This is a genomic window from Halomonas sp. ISL-56 (assembly GCF_018612805.1).
In the GTDB taxonomy this organism is placed as follows: Bacteria; Pseudomonadota; Gammaproteobacteria; order Pseudomonadales; family Halomonadaceae; genus Vreelandella.
The window spans coordinates 1-18,466 of sequence record NZ_JAGGRO010000014.1 but is presented as its reverse complement, the minus strand read 5'-3'; the positions used below and the strand labels follow the sequence as shown (position 1 = coordinate 18,466).

Genomic DNA, 18,466 nt, shown 5'->3' with positions numbered 1-18,466 from the left:
TACTCTTATATAGAGAATCAATCGTGAACGAATGACTCCAGCCACGGGGAAGGTGTTACTCCATAACAAAAAATCAAACTACGTGTTATGGGTAAGTACGATAAATTATCGGCAGCCGTAACCCGAGATTTAGGTGTTACAAAAGATAATTTTAAAATTTTGATCCAGGTCAATTTTTTAATCTAATTTTAAAATAATGCCGAAACTTTTTGTTTTAAAAAATCAATAAGTTGCAAACTAACAGTACGCGATGCGAGGAAAACCCGCCATGAGAACTTTACTTAACCCATTGATATTAATAGTAATAAATAAAAATTAAAAAAAGCGCCTAATATAATTAAGTCACCTAAATTTATCTTCGAGGCTTGCTTAAATATGCTGAATGACCATTAGGCATCCAAGCTTATCTGCCAATAGCCAACGTCGTGCCACTGATCGAACTTGAACCCTACTTTTTCAAAATGAGCCACTTTTTTCATACCCATTTTTTCATGCAGAGCGACACTGGCAGAGTTGGGAAGCGTGATACCGCCAATCACCGTATTAATTCCACCTTCTTTCAGCTTGGCAAAGGTAGCTTTATACAGTTTTGCACCCAAGCCCCTGCCCTGCATCTGGTTGGCAAGGTAGACGCTAGCTTCGACTGAAAATCGATAGGCGCTTCTCTCCTTCCATTTTGTCGCGTAGGCATAACCCACCACAGCACCATCTTCTACGGCCACCAGCCAGGGTAAACCAGCCCCCTGAACCCCCTCAATTCTGCGCTCGATATCAGCACCCGACACGGGCTTCTCTTCAAACGAAATAGCGGTATTTTCAATGTAGAAATTATAAATATGCGCTATTGCGCCCGCATCGCTCTTTGCGGCATCTCTGATCATGGTTAATTCCGTTTGTATTCTAACGATTTTAAAATCACCAAACGCCTATTACGCAGGCCGCTTGGCAAGCAGCGCCCAGACTCCCGCCGAAGAAAGCAGCGTTCCACCCACGACGTTAAAACGGCGTTGCGCACGAGGCGATGCAAGCATTTTGCGCACCGACGTTGCGAACACGGCGTAAAGCGTGGCATTCAGCGTTGCCAACACCACGAAGGTGACGGCCAACATCCACAGCTGTTGACCTGCATCGGCTTTCGGGCTAACGAATTGCGGCAAAAAGGCGACGAAGAAGATAATGCCTTTCGGGTTCAGCGCGGTCACGAGATAAGTATTAGCGAACAGCTTCCAGCGCGACCCTGATACCTTAGGCGCGACCGGTTGCACCGACGATATACCGGCACGTAACAGCTTTATGCCCATATATAGCAGGTATAAACCACCGATCCATTTGATCACGGTGAACCAAAAGGCCGAGGTGGCTAACACCGCACCCAGACCCAGCAACGAAAAAAGCAGCGCCGTTGAATCGCCTAACGCCACCGCAGCAACAAGCGGAATATTAGCGCGCCTGCCTTGGGCAATCGAGTAGCTGACAACGGTTAAAATTGTTGGCCCCGGGATGGCAAGCAAGGCCACTGAGGCAAGAGCAAAAGCGAACCACATTTCGATAGACATCGGGCGCCACCTCACAGTTAGTTACTGCTAAGTTAGCATAAGCTCAACGAAGGTTGGAATGCTCTGTGAGGCGCTCATTGCCTATATCTTCATTGCTGACTTTTAACTGTCACCATATGCCTAGCTGCACGGCAACCCACCTCCCCGGCGCCAAGGTACCAATAAAGGCACCGACCAGCCCCAGGTAGGCACCCATCATCCCACTGCGATGCTGCTCTACCCTGCCCTTGAAGATCGCCAACACCGCAACAGCAAGCGCCACTAACACCCATAACGAAAGCAGGTGGATCGGCCCAAAGTGCCCCATCAACGGCAGAACGCCGCCGCCAAACCAGAAGGAACTCAACGCCGAGAGGGCCATGGCCAGCACCCAAGTGCTGCCCAATATGCGATGGAGGATAGTGCCCTTGTTCGAGAGCAGCAGGATGGCCCCAAGCACCAGGGCCAGAAGGGACGCGTAAAGATGCAAAGTCAAAGCCATGGAAACCTCCGAGAGCCAAGCCAACCGCCCGGCAAATGCAACTTGTTGCATAAGGCTAGCCTCTACTTCTTTAATATGCAACTATGTGCATAACACTCTCACAACACACGGTTCCTTATGTCCCTACGCGCCGTTTTGTTAATCACTCTGCAGCGTGAGCCCGGCACCGGCTACGATATCCTGCAACGCTTCAAAGCGGGGCTTGCCCATGTTTGGCAAGCCAGCCATCAGCAGCTCTACCGCGAGCTTGAACGGATGCGCAGTGATGGCCAGTTAACATGTGAGACGCTGCCGCAAACTGAACGCCCCGACCGCAAGATTTATCGAGTTACCGAAGCGGGCCTTCAAGCGCTCGACACCTGGCTCGCCGAGCCCTTAGCCGCCAACCCTGTGCGCCAGCCGCTGTTTGCCAAATTTTTCGCCTGGGAGCGCTGGCCCGAGCAGGCCCGCCGCGAAGAGCTCACCGCTTTTCGCGAGCAACTCAAGGAGCGCCTGACGACCTACGCCGCCATCGAGCAGGAGTGGTTTAGCGACCCACAGGCGCTGACGCCCGCCCAGCGCGCGCCCTGGCACACGCTGCGGCTTGGTCAGCGCCTTACAGAAACGTGGGTGGAATGGGTTGAGGAAGTAATGAAGGAAGAGTAGCTATGATGGCCTTTAGTTGAGACTAAATAAAAAAACCGCCCAACCAAGCTCTTGTAAACCAAGGGCTCGACCTCAAGCGAACAAGCAGGCATGGTGAGTATTATTATCCACCATCAGCGAACCAACAGGAGGTTACGCCAATGCCGAACTCTCTTACTCAAAACCTGTCTCAAAACCTAGGCAGGATGGGGCTATTATCGATTTTAGTTTTGTCTCCCAATGCCTTCAGCCAACAACAAGCGGGGGCTGCCTCCGGTAATGATGTCACTACCGAGTCGTTCCAGGACTGGGAAGTCCGTTGCCAGCGTAATGCCGCGGGACCAGCCCCTTGTGCGATGTCGCAATTGGTCACTCAACCTGACAGCGACCAGCCCTTGATGCAGGTAATTCTCGACTACCCGCCTCAGATCGATGACCCGGTGATGAGCTTCTTCGTGCCGCTGGGGGTACGTCTGGCCCCAGGCTTGCAATTCAGTGTGGATAACGGTGAGCCAATCCAATTCCCCTATCAGGTCTGCCAAGAGCAAGGATGCCGTGCTGACGTGCCCATTGAGTCGTCGATGTTGCAGCAACTCCGCAGTGGCAATACGGCAACCCTCAGCATGATTAGTCCACGCGGTGAACGCATGGACATAGATATTTCGCTGATCGGCTTTACCGACGCCAGTGCCCGCATCGCTCCCTGATCTCACTCCCCCGAACAAGACGCCCCCGGAATTCCGGGGGCGTTGATGTTGCTAGGTTCTCAGTTTACAGAGAGTGTCAGTAGCACTCATTAAGAACCGCTTCCGGGAAGTAGCGGCGCAACATCCGGTTCTGGAAGTCGTCCACGAAACGGCTATTGATAATGATGATGAACCGCTCGAAGGGTGTCTCGTTGTCGAGCTGTTCGATCCCGTCGACACTGTGAAATAGCCGGTCATCGCGCAGATGAAGGATATCACCTGGACTCAGGGTGATATCGACCAAGGGTTGCGTGCCAGCCTTGTCGCCGTAGAGGTGGTTTTCACCCCCTGCCACGTTTTCTCGATTGAGGATCAGAATGCTCAAGGCCTTGCAGCCATCGGCATGAATCCCCTGTCCCTGAAGGGGATCGATGCTGCCTTCCCCGCGAACCCCGGTGATCTGCATCAGGATGGGTTCGCGCGCACCGATACTCCAAAGCTTTGCCCAGGCGCGAACGAAGGCCTTCACATCAGGGCGCGCCATGAATTCCCGAGTCAGCGGATCATAGTACCGCAGGCGATCCGCCATGCTTTCCGCGTCATTGAAGGCCCCTCCCTGGGCCATGGGGCATTGGCCCATATCTTCGACATCTCCCTGATCATTCAGGGCGAGCCATGACATTCGCTTCCATCGCTGGTTCACATAGGGATCGCGCGGCAGGTCAGCGGTAAACCCCTGCCAGGCGGTCAGATCAATTCGTCCCCGAATATCGGTTTTCGCCCAATCCTGATGCCTCAGCGCCTCGATCACTCCCGGATGCCAATAATCGGCGAGTGAATCGGCAGGCATGAAGGTGAGATCAAAACCGTGCTTGAGGGTATCGAGTTTCATGTTGGTATTCTCCTGTTAACGGGTCGGAATTGCCCTGGGTTGCCGGTGTAAGAACGCGGTCAACAGGAGAGAAATGAAAAGATTTGCAAAGACATGTCAAAGAAATGTACTAAGAAAGAGTAATTTTTTTGAAAACAGGATCAGACCGCTGATGACGTATATGTCTAGGTTACCTCCTTCACATAGGTGTAGGATAATCACAATAAAGTGACTATTGTTGCCATTATGATGGCTCTTGACAGTGTTTTTTCTTTAAGTGGATCCCATGACTGCCAGCGATTCCCGACATCACAGAGATCCGGAACGCCTGAAGAAGAACCGCAGGGAGTTTTCCGGTGCGCTCGTGTTGAAGGTGTCAAAGATACCTCCAACGGATGGCATTGATTCGCATGATGTCGGCAGGGAAGAAGTCGAGTTAGTACGCCGCCAGTATCTGGAGAGTGAGCAGCGATTCCGCACCCTGCTGGAGAGTCTGCCGAAGGTGGCGGTTCAGGGGTATGATCGCGATCGGCGAGTGATTTACTGGAATGAGGGTAGCACTCGCCTCTATGGCTATACCGCTGAGGAAGCCCTGGGACAGTTACTGGAAGATCTGATCATTCCTGCCTTAATGCGTGACGAGGTGATCCAGGCACATGATGCCTGGATCAAAGAAGGGGTCGATATACCCGCCGATGAACTCGAGCTCAAGCATAAAACCGGTGAACTGGTATCGGTCTTTTCGCAGCACCTGATGCTCAATGAGCATACCGACTCACCCTTGATGTTTTGCGTGGATGTTGATCTTTCCGACCAGAAGCGCGCCCACCGTGACCTGGAATTCGCCACCCATTTCGACAGGCTCACCCACCTACCTAACCGACAGACCTTCGAGGTCGAGCTGGACGGTCTGTTGGATTCCTGTCGACGCCAGGGCAATGGCCTGGCAACCATCTATGTGGACATCGATCACTTCGTCGAGATCAATGATGCTCTTGGCTATGATCAGGGTGATCGCCTACTCGTTGAGCTGACTCGGCGACTGAGAGAGCGCCAGCGAGTTACCGACCTGGTGTCTCGTGTCTCTAGCGATGAATTCGTGCTGGCCTTTCCCGGCGTCCACTTGGACTCCGATGTCAGACGGGTCGTTCGTCATGTCCAGAATGTCTTTCGGGAACCTTTTGTCCTGGATGGTCGGGAGCGTCAGGTCACGGCCTGCCTAGGCGTGGCGCTTTTTCCCGAGAATGGTGAATCGTCACGCGAATTGATCCGTAATGCCGATGTTGCCAAGAATCGTGCCAAACTGGATGGTCGGGGTGCTGTTCGCTTCTTCCAACAGAAGCTCCATGATGAGCTGGTTCGCCAGCACTATCTCTCGGCGCGACTCGAGGAAGCCCTGGATAACGGTGAATTCGCCCTCCACTACCAGCCCCAGGTCTCCGCGGCCAGTGGGCGAATAGAGAATCTCGAGGCCTTAATACGCTGGGAGCCTGCCGAGGGCCCGACGATCTCGCCTGGCGAGTTTATCCCGCTGGTCGAGCGTTCCGGTTTGATCCATCGTCTGGGCGACTGGGTCATCGAAGAGGCTTGCCGCCAGCAGGTGGAATGGCGTGCCAAGGGGTTTCATCAGCACCGCATCGACATCAATGTATCGGGTCGCCAACTGGTGCGTCCCGATGCCCTCAAAGGCTTCGAGGACTCGCTGCAGCGTCACGGCTTAGCTCCGCGGGATATCGGCATCGAATTGACCGAGAATGTCCTGATCGAAGCCGACGAGACCGTCCTCGAAGACCTGCGCCGCCTCTATCATCGCGGCATTCATATTGCTATCGACGACTTCGGAACCGGTTATTCCTCCCTGAGCTACCTCAAGCACTTTCCAGCCACTGCCCTAAAGATCGATCGCTCCTTCATCAACGACGCTCTCACACAGCCAAAGGATAGGGCCATCATGGAGGGTGCCATCTTCATCGGTCATCGGTTGGGATTGGAGGTGGTGGCCGAGGGCGTCGAGAACGCCGAACAGTTGTCATTGCTTCGCGAAATGCATTGCGACCTCATCCAGGGGTTCTTCTTCTACCGTCCAATGCCGGCCAAGGAAATCGACCGCCTGCTGGGCGGTTTCGTGCCTGGTCACGAAGGGCCATCGAGCTGAGCCTCGTCGTGATTTGACGTACCCCCCCCCCCGGGTTTGCCATGACCTGGAGACTTTGTGAATGACCTCGATGCTCATTGATCGCTGGGACTGACTCTTTGGCCCTAGCTGGATCGCCTTTATCGGCCAGAGGCTATCCTTTGGCACATCTTATATACCGCTCGCCATAAACAGCCGAGTGACGGTGAAATGAGGCTCGGCGACAGCAGGCAGCGTATTAAATAAGCCTCGTTAAGCATTAAACCGTATTTGATAGCCCTGCTTGCTCGCGCTAAAGCCTGCGGACTCGTATAACCTATGGGTTGCAGGTTCTTTGGAGCCAGTCATGAGCGCCGCTTTATAGCAACCAGCTTGCTGTGCGAAGTCTGTTGCATACTCAAGGATAGCCTTGCCTATACCCTGATTCCGGTGACTCCTGGAAACAATTACGTTTTCTATGATCGCATATGGGCGACCAGACCAACTCAGATTTGCGCAAACATTTACGGTGCAAGTGCCAACCATATCCCCGGTGGAAAAAGCACCAAATACACACCCGCCGCTTTCCAGTATAGCGTTGTAAATGCTGCGCACTTCTTCATCCGATGGCCTTGGCGAACGAGGTCGATCATACTCATCGATCAGATCTAGAACACCTTCAATTTCTTTCTGCTCAACCTGTCGAATCTCCATAGTGGATCTCTGTATGATTAGCATTTGATTTAGGGGCGAGCTTTAACTCATCCCAGCGAGCGGAACGAGTGATTTACAACACTTGTCAGGCGATGTCGGTTTCTAACTTTCTAATTTATTTTAATGGAGGAGGAATGTATTCAAGTATCTCATCACCCGCATCATCAAAAGTACCAGTTGAGCGCCAGCCTAGATGTCGATAGAAACCATATGAACGAGCTCTCGGATCGGATGAGCAACCGAGGAAAAGCCTCTTGAAGCCGAGTGCTTTGAAATCTTCAGTCATGAGATTTAGTAGGATCTTGCCGACACCTTTGTTTTCGTATTCTGGTAACAATGCAAGAACAACAATTTCTCCAGTTTCTCTATCGCCAAAGCAATAACCGACAATCCTTCCTTCACTAACACCGACGTAGCCAGGTAAGGAGCCATCACTAATGCCTGTTTGCCAGCTATCCAGAGTTATGCCGAGCTCTTCCAATTGCTCGACAGAGAAAGCATTCTCTCTTGTCTTACCTCTCAAAGCGATGCACTCGGGCGTGTCTTCAGGTGCTGCTACTCTGTATGTGATTTTCATTGCGAACCATGTGTAATGGTTGGTTATAGGCCTAACGAGGCTGAAGGAAAACCCGATTTCGAGCCGTCTCCATCGCCGGTCATCTTTATTTATTTACCCAGCCAGCGACATCCCCCCAATACCGCCGACCATCAGTGATTTCACGAAGGCGGCATTGAGATAAGCACATCTTACAAGTCTGTAACGTTACTCGATATATTGGCTCGTGGTGATTACCGTGCCATAGGCGAATGCCAAGGCTGCCATTATTGAGGCGTGTACCTGATGCGCAGGTATTTTCACGTCATCGAACTCAAGATCCATAGTGGCACAGGCATCGTGTATGGTCGTCGTCTTATAGCCTAAGTCCGACGCTGCACGGCTTGTTGCATCAATACACATATGGCTCATGGCGCCGATGACCACGACTTCATCAATACCCTGCTTATCCAGCAGCTCTTTCAGACCAGTCTCAAGAAACGAGTTGGGGAAATGCTTCACTAGCACTGTTTCCGATTCAAGGGGAGCGACCATAGGATGGATAGCCACCTCCTGCGAACCGGGGGTAAAGAAAGGGGCTTCTGAATCAGTAGACTCATGTTGCAGATAGACGACAAAATCTTTTGTCGATCGAGCATGCTCAATGACCTTGGCTGCATTCTTCGCTGCTTTTTCAATTCCTATCAGCGGCAACTTTCCACCGGGGAAATATTCATTCTGGATATCGACGACAATAATGGCGCGATTACTCATAGTGTTAATCCTCTTTCAATAGCGTTTACCCAGCGTTTTGGTGACATTGCCCTCTGAACGAGCGCTCAGTCGGCACGCTGGCATAATGACATGGGCCACCATAAGGATGGAGGCCCATTGGGAATCAGAAGGAGACTAGTTCGCCGTCAGCGGGAATCAAGACGTGTTCCTGGAGACCCTCCTCCTGCACGTAGTCAGCCAATTCGTCACGGCTTAGCGTCATATGGTTCACGGCATCCATATGTACCGCGATAATGGTGGCACTGGGGGCTGCCTGATGAGTACGCAGCGTGTCTTCCTTGCCCATAATAATGGGGTCACCTTCGAAGCCAGTCACTTCTGCGGCACCGGTATTCAGCACAATCACCTCAGGGTTGAAGTGCGCCAGTGCCTGCTCAACTTCGTCGCGCCATACGCTATCGCCGACTAAATAGGTGGTTTTCTGTCCCGGTGCTTCAAAGACCACTCCCATGACCTCGCCGAGCGATTGCGCCAGTTCAGGAACAGCATAGAGGGTATCGGAGCCATGCTGGCCACCCGTCTTGTGAAGCTGCACTCCGCAGAACTCGGTACCATCTTCAAGAACGCGCACATCGCTGAAACCTTGAGAGCGAATCAGCTCAGCATCCTCCATATTCTGGGCGAACAGAGGAATACCCTTCGGTAATAGCGCCTGGGCGGCTTCATCCCAGTGGTCAAGGTGGGTATGGGTAACAATGACGGCGTCTATGCCGTCGATCAAATCCTCTGCTGGCATTGGCAGCCCGACCAGTGGGTTACGCAACTCGCTGCGGTAGGTGTTCTCGAAACCTGGATAGGCGCCCTATTCAGCCAGCATAGGGTCAATCAAGAAAGTGGTATCCCCGTAGGTGATTTTCACCGTGGCGTTACGAATCTGCTGTACCTGCTGGATTGTCTCCTGAGCACCTGACGCTGCGAATGCGCTACCGGCAATGAAAACCGAGGCTAACAGAAGTGAACTGGTTAAAGTCTTAGTGAGCATCTAATGACGTCCTTCAATACGTTATTGGGTTGATGCCATGCAGTTTAGAGAGAGGTGACAGACACAAACATTGGCCTAACAGACAATGATCGAAACTTTTGGGCCAGCATGGTACCGTTTAAGTGAATAAAACCTTAGGAGCAAAGCCTTGCCCTTACCTCGTGTCGGATTGATTCTTCATCCACGTATCACCCCTTTCCATTTTTCGGTGCCCTATACGGTGTTCGGGATGGAGTTGCCCGATCAACCGCTGTTCGATCTTTCCATTGTGGCACCAGAGGGAACGTCACTAGAGAGTGAGGGGGTAATGACGCTAAGGACGGATGGCGGTTTAGCGCTCTTGGACAACGTGGATATCGCCGTGGTACCCGGCTGGCATGACCTGGATGAATCGCCAGCACCTGAGCTGGCCGAGGCGCTCGTTCGCTGCCATGAACGGGGTGCTTACGTGGTGGGACTCTGTTTCGGCACATATGCGCTGGCCTACGCTGGCTTACTGGATGGCAGGCGGGCCTCAACCCACTGGGTAGCTGAGCAGGACTTCAGTGAGCGCTTCCCAAGCGTCAAACTCGACACCAATGCACTTTATGTGGAGGAGGATCGTCTAGTGACGTCCGCTGGCACGGCTGCTGGCCTGGACTGCTGCTTGTTCTTGGTGCGCAAATATTACGGCGCGCAGATTGCCAACAAGATTGCCCGTATCATGGTGGTTCCGCCGCATCGCGAAGGCGGGCAGGCGCAGTTTATTGAGCAACCCGTTGCCGTCTCTACCCAGGATGCCCACATAAATCGCTTATTGGACTATTTGAGAGAAAACTTAGTCGCTTCGCATAGTATTGATGAGCTAGCGGCTCGAACCGCCATGAGCCGACGTACCTTCACACGTCACTTTCAAAAAGCGACCGGCATGACGGTGGTGGAGTGGCTCGTGAACGAGCGGTTACGACATGGGCGCGAGCTATTGGAAACCACTTCTTTATCGGTAGAAGCAATTGCAGAGAGAGTAGGTTTTCACACAGCAACGTCTTTCCGACAACATTTTAGGCAGCGCCATCAAGTGAGCCCCCGCGACTGGCGCAAGACCTTCGGCGACAATGCCTGACATATATCGGAGCCCTACCCTGCCATTGACTGCGTTTATGGCTTCACCGGTTCAACCGGTTGAAGCCACCAGCAAGATTCATCGCGTTTTGAGTCATCGCATGGCTTAGGCAAAAAGGAATGCAACCATATTGATGATATTCCCCTTTTCTGATGGCTTTAAAAGGCTGGTTACGGCCAAAAGCGGTCTTTTAGGAGTCTCTGATATAATGCAGCCTTCAGGAGAGCAGGCGCAATAGCGCCTGTGTCCGCTGTAAGGTCTTGTTAAGTATCTCTTTTGACGCTCATTATTTGCATAAGAGCGGTTTTTCCTGCATCAGTAATTTTCCAGAATAGGCCGTAACCACCTGCTTTTAAGGGTAGGTCATTCACTGTTATTAGGCCTAGGGCAATAAACTGTATTTTGATGACTTTCTTTGACTGATCATCAAGGCGCGGTAAATATGTACCCGCGCCTGACCTATTGACCAAATATTCTGCGATGGTCTTTTGGCAAGTGTATTCACCTTGATATTGGTATAAATCAGGACCAAGAACAGAAAACAATTCATTCCATGTTGACTCTGCTTTCCAAGGTTTTTGGCTATACCCCTTACCCGACGAAGACTCACCACTAATTGAAACGATATCATCGCCTTGAGATAACGTTTCAATTGGCACCGCTTTTTGAGCTGGGTGGCTTTCGGCTTGCTTTTTCAGTTTTTCGTTTTCTTGCCGAAGTTCATTAATTTGCCTCAGCAACTCAGTAGAATCGCCTTGATCTGCACGAACCCAACCTAATGCTGGATACATCTTTATTGTTTTGGAAAGGTTTAGGGCAACTAAGCCAGGGAGCTGATCAGGCCGATTCCAGAATTTGACCAAGCGGCCTGTTGCCACTTTGTCTCGAAATGTCGCTAACTTCTCTCTGGCCTCTGTTTCCATTTCCACTTTTTTAGCAGGCAGTTCTTCCGGTGTATCGTGCAGTAATGCGATAACCCGCAAGCCTCTTTCTACAGCATAGTTGTACTCCATTTCTGTATAACTGACTCCTTCGGAAGTAACACTTCCATATCTACCTCCTATGATTAAGAGGTAATAATCACAATCATCAACAATTCGCTTGATGAATTCCCACTGTTCCTCGTCAGCCGCGGGGAATAGCTCCATTCCCGCAGGGATACAATCCATTTCCATGAGGGCTTGAATCACTTGTTGGCGCTCCTCTTGGAGGTCAGCAAATGTCGAACTAACGAAGATTTGATAACGTTTTTCCATTGTTTCCTTTTACACTGAACAGTGATTATACAGCCCTCTACATAACCTCAATGAACCCGACGGCGCGTTCATTCAGGTTATACCGCCTTTCACTTACGACCTATCCCACTGAAATTAAAATTAATTAAGTATAAATGGCAGCATACATAGATTATCGTGCCGTACGCATAACACGGCTGAATCAGCATGCCGCTTTCGCCGGAAGGGCCGCTTTGGGTCGAAACCAGTCCTCTAACAAGGTGTCCCTGGAGCCACCATCTGCGCTACTTCCACCACCCTAAGTACAAGTTATCCAAAGCTTCTTAGCTTCAAAGCTACCAGATTACGATTGCTGCCGTCACTGGAAATTAACCTTTTATACCGCCTTCATTTCTGGGCGATGAACACGGTAAGCTTGGCGGCAACGCCGCTGCTGAGCAACTATCTTGATGATGACTACCCACTGGATACTCGGCCCTGGTGCCATAGGGCGCCTGCTGGCCCATTCGCTTTCACCTTTAGCGGCCACCACGCTAATTGGTCGACGTGCGCTGCCTGAGCAGCAAGCTCTTTCCACACCTGAAGGCGAACGAAGGGCGCAGCCTCTCAATATACTCACGGTTGCCCAACTCACCTCTGAAACGCATGAACCACCCGCCTTTGTTCATATCACTACCAAAGCGATGGCGGCTGAAGCGGCGCTGGCTGGCGTTACGGGCAGTATTTCCCCTTCTACCCCGCTAGTGCTTTGGCAGAATGGCTTTTTGGCGCAGCCGCGGATTACTCAGGCGTGGCCGGGGCCGGTGCTATGCGCAACAACAACGGAAGGTGCTTACTTAACCGGTGATGATGGCGTGGTTCACGCCGGGCGCGGGCATACTTTTGTTGGCGATTTAAATAATCGGCATAGCGCCCTGGCGGATGAACTTGCGCAAACGTTAACCCAGGCTGGGCTTGCCGCCACCAAGGTGGATGATATTCGCCAACGCTTGTGGCAAAAGCTGGCGGTTAACGCAGCGATTAACCCTCTAGTGGCGCTGAATGGCGTGCGCAATGGTGAGCTTCGTGCCGACCCTTATGCGCAGCGTGTGGAAGCTGTGGTAAAGGAAGTCGCGGCGATTATGAAGGCAGAAGGTATTCAGCCGCCAAACGGTGGGCAAGATAATGGCATAGACGGTGAGCAAGCGTGGCTGGCGTTAGTGTGGCAGGTAGTAGACAACACCGCGAACAACAAGGCTTCTATGCTGCAGGATGTGGAGGCAGAACGGCCTACCGAACGCGGGGCGATATTGGGGCCGTTGATTGAGAACGCCCAGCGCCATGGGTTGGCGTGTGAGGTGTTGCTGGGGTTGGATGATGAGTTAGCAGAGATGGAAGCGAGTTATTTAGGCACTCATCGTCATTGAGGAAAGGACAACCGTTACGTGCGCGGATCACCTGCTAGACTGGATGCGAGCCTGATTCACCACAGGCGCTGGCAGTAATAACTTAACCCAGGAGAAGTAAATGGGATCCAAAGAAGAGAGAGACGTAGAGAAAGGCTATCCGAAGGCCGATTTTGTGGCCAAGCTAAGGCGACTGGCAGATGCCATCGAGAACGGGGAACGTTTCGATATTCAGATTGCAGGCGAGCGCATCTACGTCCCCGTTCGCGCCGAATTCACCATCGAACACGAACGCTCAGACGCTGAAGAGGAAATTGAATTTCAGATCAAATGGAAAAATGATTAGAGTCTGAATTGAATTGAGTTGCGTGCGTGGCACCAAGGGCAGCTTCGCTGCCCTCCCGCGGGTGCCTCGTTTCTCGCTGCGCTCGCTACTCGTTACCACGCGCTACATAAAAACAATTTCTAAATCAAACACTTAGATTGTTTCAAAAGCGCGTTTATCTCATTGAGACTCACACATCAGGTAACCGGAATCACCACTGCTTTTTGGTAGGCCGGGCGTTCTGCAATTTGTTGATACCAGCGCTCCAAGTGACTGCGCGGTTGCCAGGTGTAGTGGCACCAGGCCATTGGGGTTCATGGCCAGGTATTCAGGGGTGTTATTTACCCCGTGCTCAAGACCCGCCTGAATCTGCTCAAAAAGGCAGCTCAAGCTCTTCGAGCACCCACAGCACTTTTTTGACGTTGGTGGAGTTGTTGCGGCCCCAAAGCGTCATCATGGCAAAGACTAGCTGTATCTAGCTGTGTATATTGATCTATTCAACCGCTGGGTGGTGAGGGCTGGAGAATGGTCACGTATGGCTTCTTCAGACCTCACCGTTGGCCTTTTACTCCCTTGTCAGTCGAATTGTCTTCCCCTCAGTCAGGTGATGCCACCTTCTTCCAGGTGAACGTGTTTGCCGGCTTCACCGGGTAAACAAAAAAAACGGCACCAATATCTGGTGCCGGAGCAAGTGGTTCAATACGACTCGTAAACTATTAAGCGATAAAATCCCACTGTGTATGCGCGAGATCATGTGTGCGCATTTCGTCAGACGCCATAAAGCCCTCGGCTACATCGCGCAGCGATGCACCGGTTTCTATTTGGCTAGCCCAATAGGCCTTACCTTCGGCATCGGCTTCGCGATCAAGGAGCGACCGATAGAGTATATCCAATATGGCATCCATATTTTGATCCTGGGTACTGAGCTGCTCCCCAGCTTCTACTGAATTGATAAACAGCAGAGCCATATCTGCCTTGCTCATACCCTCATCATGACGCTGAGCCCAGTATTGCACGCCATCTACATCCCCTTGGCGTCCCAGTACTTGGGCATACAAGCCTGCGATCCACTCAAGGTCGTTAGCGTAGCTAATGCTATCTTCATCATCGGTGAAGCGAAGCGTTTCAATATTGATCAGCGTGTCCACATCGCTGGCGTCATCTCTACGGCTCACAGTAATGACGCTATGAAATTGCGTAACAACATACTCATCACGATTACCTTGATAGCTGGCCACATCCACATCACGACCACCATGCAACACGTCTGCTCCAGCACCGCCGAATAGCTCGTCATTACCGTTGCCGCCGAAGAGACGGTCATCCCCTTCTTCAGAGCCTATGACATCATCCCCGCCACCGCCATAAAGCACATCATCACCCTCGCCTAACACGATGTACTGAGCGGCATCATCGCCTATCACAATATTATTGCCGCTCCCACCCGTAATAACAGCATTGCCGATGATGCTGGCGAATTCGATATTATCCAGTTGAAGCTGTGTCCCCACAGGTAGAGCAGAGGTGTCAATAACAAACGCTTCAATATGAGCAGACAGGCTATTGTTACTGACATTACCCGTTAGGAAAATGGGCGTGGCAATAGGCTCGATAGCGCTAAAGGTAAGCGTACGAATATCCAGAAGAGCCCCTTCTGCGAGCGAAGATAGCCACTGTGAAGCTACATTCGTCTGCTCGGGCATATTGGCAGGGGATTTACCAACAATACTTGCGATTAAGTCAGCCAGCGCACTGTCTTGATCAGTCGCAGTACGCGAGCCATCGTGTTGCAAACTTACTCTTCCCGGCAGCGTAGCGGTCACAATATTAGCATTACCGGTATTCTCTACTAAGCGAACAGAGCCTGCACTCGTACCATTATTACTAATGATCTCGCTAATAGAAGTGTTTCCTGAGGGTGTATTGGGTTGAGGAGCACCTGGGGTCACAGCAATCGATCCAGGAACAGGTAATGCGGGTGGCTGTGGCACTACAGGAGGTATTAATGGTGGCGTCGTTGGAGACGTCTCATTAACGTCCGTTACTGTCACTTCCAGCGTTAGCGGTGCACTGCCGCCTTTGCCGTCGCTTGCGGTCACTTCAACCGTGTAAGCGTTATCACTATTGCTATCAGCCGGGGCTTCGAAGTTTGGCGCACTCTTAAAGCTCAGCGCACCACTGTTGGCATCAAGCGTGAACAGGGCCTGGTCGGCGCCACCGGTAAGGCTGTAGGTGAGCACATCGCCGTCAGCGTCCGTGGCTACCAGCGTCGTTACCGCGGTGGTATTTTCCGCGACACTGACTTTGTTGGCAGTGGTGAAGACGGGGGCTTCGTTAACATCCGTCACGGTAATCGCCAGCGCCTGGGGGGTGCTGCTCAGACTGCCATCACTGGCCGTCAGGATGATGTCATACACATTGTTACCGCCTGCATCGGCAGGGGCTTCAAAGTCCGGTGCGCTCTTAAAGCTCAGCGCCCCACTGTTGGCATCCAGCGTGAACAGCGCCGCGTCGGTGCCGCTCAGCATGTAGGTCAAGGCATCGTTTTCTGGATCATTGGCGAGTGCGGCATAGAGGGTTCCGGTGGTATTTTCGGCCACACTGACCTTCGTCGCGCCCACCAGTGTCGGCGCCTCATTGACGTCCGTGACGGTCACTTCCAGCGTTAGCGGTGCACTGCCGCCTTGGCCATCGCTTGCGGTCACTTCAACCGTGTAGGTGTTATCACTATTGCTATCAGCCGGGGCTTCGAAGTTTGGCGCTCTCTTAAAGCTCAGCGCGCCACTGTTGGCATCAAGCGTGAACAGGGCCTGATCGGCGCCACCGGTAAGGCTGTAAGTGAGCACATCGCCGTCAGCATCCGTGGCTACCAGCGTCGTTACCGCAGTGGTGTTTTCCGCGACACTTGCTTTACTTGAAGTGGTGAACACGGGGGCTTCGTTGACATCGTCAACATCCGTCACGGTAATCGCCAGCGACTGGGGGGCGCTGCTCAGGCTACCATCACTGGCCGTTAGGATGACGTCATAAACATTGTTGCCCCCTGCATCGGCAGGGGCTTCAAAGTCCGGCGCGCTCTTAAAACTTAGCGCCCCACTGTTGACATCCAGCGTGAACAGCGCCGCGTCGGCGCCACTCAGCATGTAGGTCAAGGCATCGTTTTCCGGGTCACTGGCCGTAGCGGTATAGAGCGTCCCGGCGGTATTTTCGGCCACGCTGACCTTGGTCGCCCCCGTCAGCGTGGGCACCTCGTTCACATCCGCAACGGTCACTTCCAGAGTTAGCGGTGTGCTGCCGCCTTGGCCGTCACTGGCGGTCACTTCCACCGTATAGGTGTTGTCACTGTTGCTATCCGCCGGAGATTCAAAGTTGGGCGCACTCTTAAAGCTCAGCGCACCACTATTGGCATCCAGCGTGAACAGCGCTTGGTCGGCGCCACCGGTAAGGCTGTAGGTGAGCAGATCGCCGTCCGCATCCGTAGCCACCAGCGTCGTTACTGCGGTGGTGTTTTCGGCCACACTTGCTTTACTTGAGGTGGTGAATACAGGAGCTTCGTTACCATCGTCAACATCTGTCACGGTAATCGCCAGCGCCTGGGGGGCGCTGCTCAGGCTACCATCACTGGCTGTCAGGATGACGTCATACACATTGTTACCGCCAGCATCAGCGGGTGCTTCAAAGTCCGGCGCGTTCTTAAAGCTTAGTGCACCACTGTTAGCATCAAGATTGAACAGCGCTGCGTCTGTGCCGCTCAGCGTATAGATTAATGGGTCGTTTTCCGGGTCGCTGCCAGTGGCAGTAAAAACCGTGCCAGTGGCGTTCTCGGACACGGCCACACTTTCCTTGGTACTACCGTTTAATATCGGTGCTTCGTTAACATCCGTGACGGTCACCGTCAGTGACAGCGGGGTACTGCCGCCATGGCCATCATTCGCTGCCACCGTTACGTTGTAGTCATTATCATTGTTGCTATCGATAGGCGCTTCGTAATCGGGCGCACCAATGAACGTCAATGTACCGCTCTTACTGTCCAGCGAGAACAGCGCTTGATCAGCACCGCCGATAATGCTGTAAGTCAGCGTATCGCCATCAGCATCGGTCGCTAACAGGGTCGTCACTGCGGTGGTATTTTCGGCCACACTCGCTTTGCTGGAGGTGGTGAATACGGGCGCGTTGTTGCCATCTACAACATCCGTCACCGTAATCGACAGCGCCTGGGGGGCGCTGCTCAGGCTACCATCATTCGCCGTTAGGATAACGTCATAGATATTGTTGCCGCCTGCATCAGCGGGTGCTTCGAAGTCTGGCGCACTCTTAAAGCTTAGTGCTCCACTGTTCGCATTAAGATCGAACAGCGCCGCATCGGTGCCGCTCAGCGTGTAGAACAATGTATCATTTTCAGGATCGCTGGCTAGCGCGGTATAGATCGTACCGATGGTGTTTTCAGCAACGTCCACCTTGGAAGCCCCGACCAGCGTTGGCGCCTCGTTCACGTCCGTAACGGTTACCGTCAGCGTTAGCGGTGTAGTGCCGCCCTGGCCGTCACTTGCTGTAACTTCGACGTTGTAAGCGTTATCACCATTGCTATCGGCGGGCGCTTCGAAGTCCGGCGCACTCTTAAAGCTCAGCGCCCCGCTGTTGGCATCCAGCGTGAACAGCGATTGGTCGGCACCACCGGTAATGCTGTAAGTCAGCGTATCGCCATCAACATCAGTGGCCACCATTGTCGTCACTGCGGTGGTGTTTTCGGTCACACTCGCTTTGCTTGAAGTAACAAACACGGGTGCTTCGTTGACATTGGTTACCGTAATCGCCAGCGCCTGGGGATTGCTACTCAGACTGCCATCACTAGCCGTTAGGATAACGTCATAGACATTGTTGCCGCCTGCATCAGCGGGTGCTTCGAAATCTGGCGCGCTCTTAAAGCTTAGCGCCCCGCTGTTCGCATTAAGATCGAACAGCGCAGCATCGGTGCCGCTCAGCGTGTAGAACAATGTATCATTTTCAGGATCGCTGGCTAGCGCGGTATAGATCGTACCGATGGTGTTTTCAGCAACGTCCA

The 18,466-nt window shown here is 52.5% G+C and carries 17 protein-coding genes; 6 read left to right on the top strand and 11 right to left on the bottom strand.

Going from position 1 to position 18,466, the window contains the following annotated elements; translation table 11 throughout:
• Positions 1-389: 389 nt before the first annotated feature.
• The 3 genes from J7J49_RS12165 to J7J49_RS12155 form a co-directional block, all read right to left on the bottom strand.
• Entirely contained in the window at positions 390-881 is a 492-nt protein-coding gene (locus J7J49_RS12165; protein WP_064233089.1) for an arsinothricin resistance N-acetyltransferase ArsN1 family B, read from the bottom strand.
• Positions 882-929: 48 nt separating this feature from the next.
• Positions 930-1,556 carry a LysE family translocator gene (locus tag J7J49_RS12160; RefSeq protein ID WP_064233090.1) on the bottom strand — a complete coding sequence of 209 codons (627 nt, stop codon included), beginning with the start codon at positions 1,554-1,556 and terminating at the stop codon, positions 930-932.
• A 109-nt stretch (positions 1,557-1,665) separates the two neighbouring features.
• The gene (locus tag J7J49_RS12155; RefSeq protein WP_064233192.1) at positions 1,666-2,037 is read right to left on the bottom strand and encodes a DUF2306 domain-containing protein; all 372 of its coding nucleotides are present in this window, start codon (positions 2,035-2,037) and stop codon (positions 1,666-1,668) included.
• Positions 2,038-2,154: 117 nt separating this feature from the next.
• Here J7J49_RS12155 and J7J49_RS12150 point away from each other — a divergent pair, with 117 nt between their 5' ends.
• Together J7J49_RS12150 and J7J49_RS12145 are read left to right on the top strand one after the other, a co-directional pair.
• On the top strand, positions 2,155-2,682 hold the full coding sequence (locus tag J7J49_RS12150; protein ID WP_215092919.1) for a PadR family transcriptional regulator: 528 nt from the start codon (positions 2,155-2,157) through the stop codon (positions 2,680-2,682).
• A gap of 140 nt (positions 2,683-2,822) precedes the next feature.
• The gene (locus tag J7J49_RS12145; RefSeq protein WP_215092917.1) at positions 2,823-3,368 is read left to right on the top strand and encodes an invasion associated locus B family protein; all 546 of its coding nucleotides are present in this window, start codon (positions 2,823-2,825) and stop codon (positions 3,366-3,368) included.
• Positions 3,369-3,444: 76 nt separating this feature from the next.
• On the opposite strand, the gene J7J49_RS12140 is transcribed toward J7J49_RS12145, so the two are convergent.
• Positions 3,445-4,239 (bottom strand): 2OG-Fe dioxygenase family protein, encoded by a 795-nt coding sequence (locus tag J7J49_RS12140; RefSeq protein WP_215092915.1) that lies wholly within the window; start codon positions 4,237-4,239, stop codon positions 3,445-3,447.
• 265 nt (positions 4,240-4,504) lie between these two features.
• Between J7J49_RS12140 and J7J49_RS12135 the strand changes: the two genes are divergently transcribed.
• A complete protein-coding gene (locus J7J49_RS12135) occupies positions 4,505-6,373 on the top strand; it encodes a putative bifunctional diguanylate cyclase/phosphodiesterase (protein ID WP_251048281.1) in 1,869 nt (622 codons plus the stop codon).
• A gap of 231 nt (positions 6,374-6,604) precedes the next feature.
• On the opposite strand, the gene J7J49_RS12130 is transcribed toward J7J49_RS12135, so the two are convergent.
• The 5 genes from J7J49_RS12130 to J7J49_RS22495 form a co-directional block, all read right to left on the bottom strand.
• Entirely contained in the window at positions 6,605-7,045 is a 441-nt protein-coding gene (locus tag J7J49_RS12130; protein ID WP_215092913.1) for a GNAT family N-acetyltransferase, read from the bottom strand.
• A gap of 115 nt (positions 7,046-7,160) precedes the next feature.
• Positions 7,161-7,622, bottom strand: a complete 462-nt coding sequence (locus J7J49_RS12125; protein ID WP_215092911.1) for a GNAT family N-acetyltransferase — start codon at positions 7,620-7,622, stop codon at positions 7,161-7,163.
• A 186-nt stretch (positions 7,623-7,808) separates the two neighbouring features.
• Positions 7,809-8,354: a cysteine hydrolase family protein gene (locus tag J7J49_RS12120; protein ID WP_064233096.1), complete on the bottom strand. Its 546-nt coding sequence runs from the start codon at positions 8,352-8,354 to the stop codon at positions 7,809-7,811.
• A 124-nt stretch (positions 8,355-8,478) separates the two neighbouring features.
• The gene (locus tag J7J49_RS12115; protein WP_285222426.1) at positions 8,479-9,138 is read right to left on the bottom strand and encodes an MBL fold metallo-hydrolase; all 660 of its coding nucleotides are present in this window, start codon (positions 9,136-9,138) and stop codon (positions 8,479-8,481) included.
• 39 nt (positions 9,139-9,177) lie between these two features.
• Positions 9,178-9,357, bottom strand: coding sequence for a hypothetical protein (locus J7J49_RS22495; protein ID WP_251048279.1), 180 nt, complete (start codon positions 9,355-9,357; stop codon positions 9,178-9,180).
• Between the two features lie 148 nt (positions 9,358-9,505).
• Between J7J49_RS22495 and J7J49_RS12110 the strand changes: the two genes are divergently transcribed.
• Positions 9,506-10,459: a GlxA family transcriptional regulator gene (locus tag J7J49_RS12110; RefSeq protein ID WP_215092909.1), complete on the top strand. Its 954-nt coding sequence runs from the start codon at positions 9,506-9,508 to the stop codon at positions 10,457-10,459.
• Positions 10,460-10,722: 263 nt separating this feature from the next.
• Here the strand turns inward: J7J49_RS12110 and J7J49_RS12105 are convergent, their stop codons facing one another.
• Positions 10,723-11,715: a DUF4062 domain-containing protein gene (locus J7J49_RS12105; protein WP_215092907.1), complete on the bottom strand. Its 993-nt coding sequence runs from the start codon at positions 11,713-11,715 to the stop codon at positions 10,723-10,725.
• A 431-nt stretch (positions 11,716-12,146) separates the two neighbouring features.
• On the opposite strand from J7J49_RS12105, the gene J7J49_RS12100 reads away from it, so the two are divergent.
• Positions 12,147-13,100, top strand: a complete 954-nt coding sequence (locus J7J49_RS12100) for a ketopantoate reductase family protein (protein WP_215092984.1) — start codon at positions 12,147-12,149, stop codon at positions 13,098-13,100.
• A 100-nt stretch (positions 13,101-13,200) separates the two neighbouring features.
• Positions 13,201-13,425: an amphi-Trp domain-containing protein gene (locus tag J7J49_RS12095; protein ID WP_215092905.1), complete on the top strand. Its 225-nt coding sequence runs from the start codon at positions 13,201-13,203 to the stop codon at positions 13,423-13,425.
• 695 nt (positions 13,426-14,120) lie between these two features.
• Here J7J49_RS12095 and J7J49_RS12085 read toward each other — a convergent pair.
• Positions 14,121-18,466 (bottom strand): cadherin domain-containing protein (locus J7J49_RS12085; protein WP_215092903.1); only part of this gene is annotated, 4,346 nt, incomplete at its 5' end.

Coding starts and splice junctions, on each gene's coding strand:
- J7J49_RS12105 (WP_215092907.1), bottom strand. CDS start 11,715: ATGGAAAAACGTTATCAAATCTTCGTTAGTTCGACATTTGCTGACCTC.
- J7J49_RS22495 (WP_251048279.1), bottom strand. CDS start 9,357: ATGCTCACTAAGACTTTAACCAGTTCACTTCTGTTAGCCTCGGTTTTC.
- J7J49_RS12145 (WP_215092917.1), top strand. CDS start 2,823: ATGCCGAACTCTCTTACTCAAAACCTGTCTCAAAACCTAGGCAGGATG.
- J7J49_RS12120 (WP_064233096.1), bottom strand. CDS start 8,354: ATGAGTAATCGCGCCATTATTGTCGTCGATATCCAGAATGAATATTTC.
- J7J49_RS12155 (WP_064233192.1), bottom strand. CDS start 2,037: ATGGCTTTGACTTTGCATCTTTACGCGTCCCTTCTGGCCCTGGTGCTT.
- J7J49_RS12140 (WP_215092915.1), bottom strand. CDS start 4,239: ATGAAACTCGATACCCTCAAGCACGGTTTTGATCTCACCTTCATGCCT.
- J7J49_RS12160 (WP_064233090.1), bottom strand. CDS start 1,556: ATGTCTATCGAAATGTGGTTCGCTTTTGCTCTTGCCTCAGTGGCCTTG.
- J7J49_RS12150 (WP_215092919.1), top strand. CDS start 2,155: ATGTCCCTACGCGCCGTTTTGTTAATCACTCTGCAGCGTGAGCCCGGC.
- J7J49_RS12165 (WP_064233089.1), bottom strand. CDS start 881: ATGATCAGAGATGCCGCAAAGAGCGATGCGGGCGCAATAGCGCATATT.
- J7J49_RS12100 (WP_215092984.1), top strand. CDS start 12,147: ATGACTACCCACTGGATACTCGGCCCTGGTGCCATAGGGCGCCTGCTG.
- J7J49_RS12130 (WP_215092913.1), bottom strand. CDS start 7,045: ATGGAGATTCGACAGGTTGAGCAGAAAGAAATTGAAGGTGTTCTAGAT.
- J7J49_RS12095 (WP_215092905.1), top strand. CDS start 13,201: ATGGGATCCAAAGAAGAGAGAGACGTAGAGAAAGGCTATCCGAAGGCC.
- J7J49_RS12135 (WP_251048281.1), top strand. CDS start 4,505: ATGACTGCCAGCGATTCCCGACATCACAGAGATCCGGAACGCCTGAAG.
- J7J49_RS12125 (WP_215092911.1), bottom strand. CDS start 7,622: ATGAAAATCACATACAGAGTAGCAGCACCTGAAGACACGCCCGAGTGC.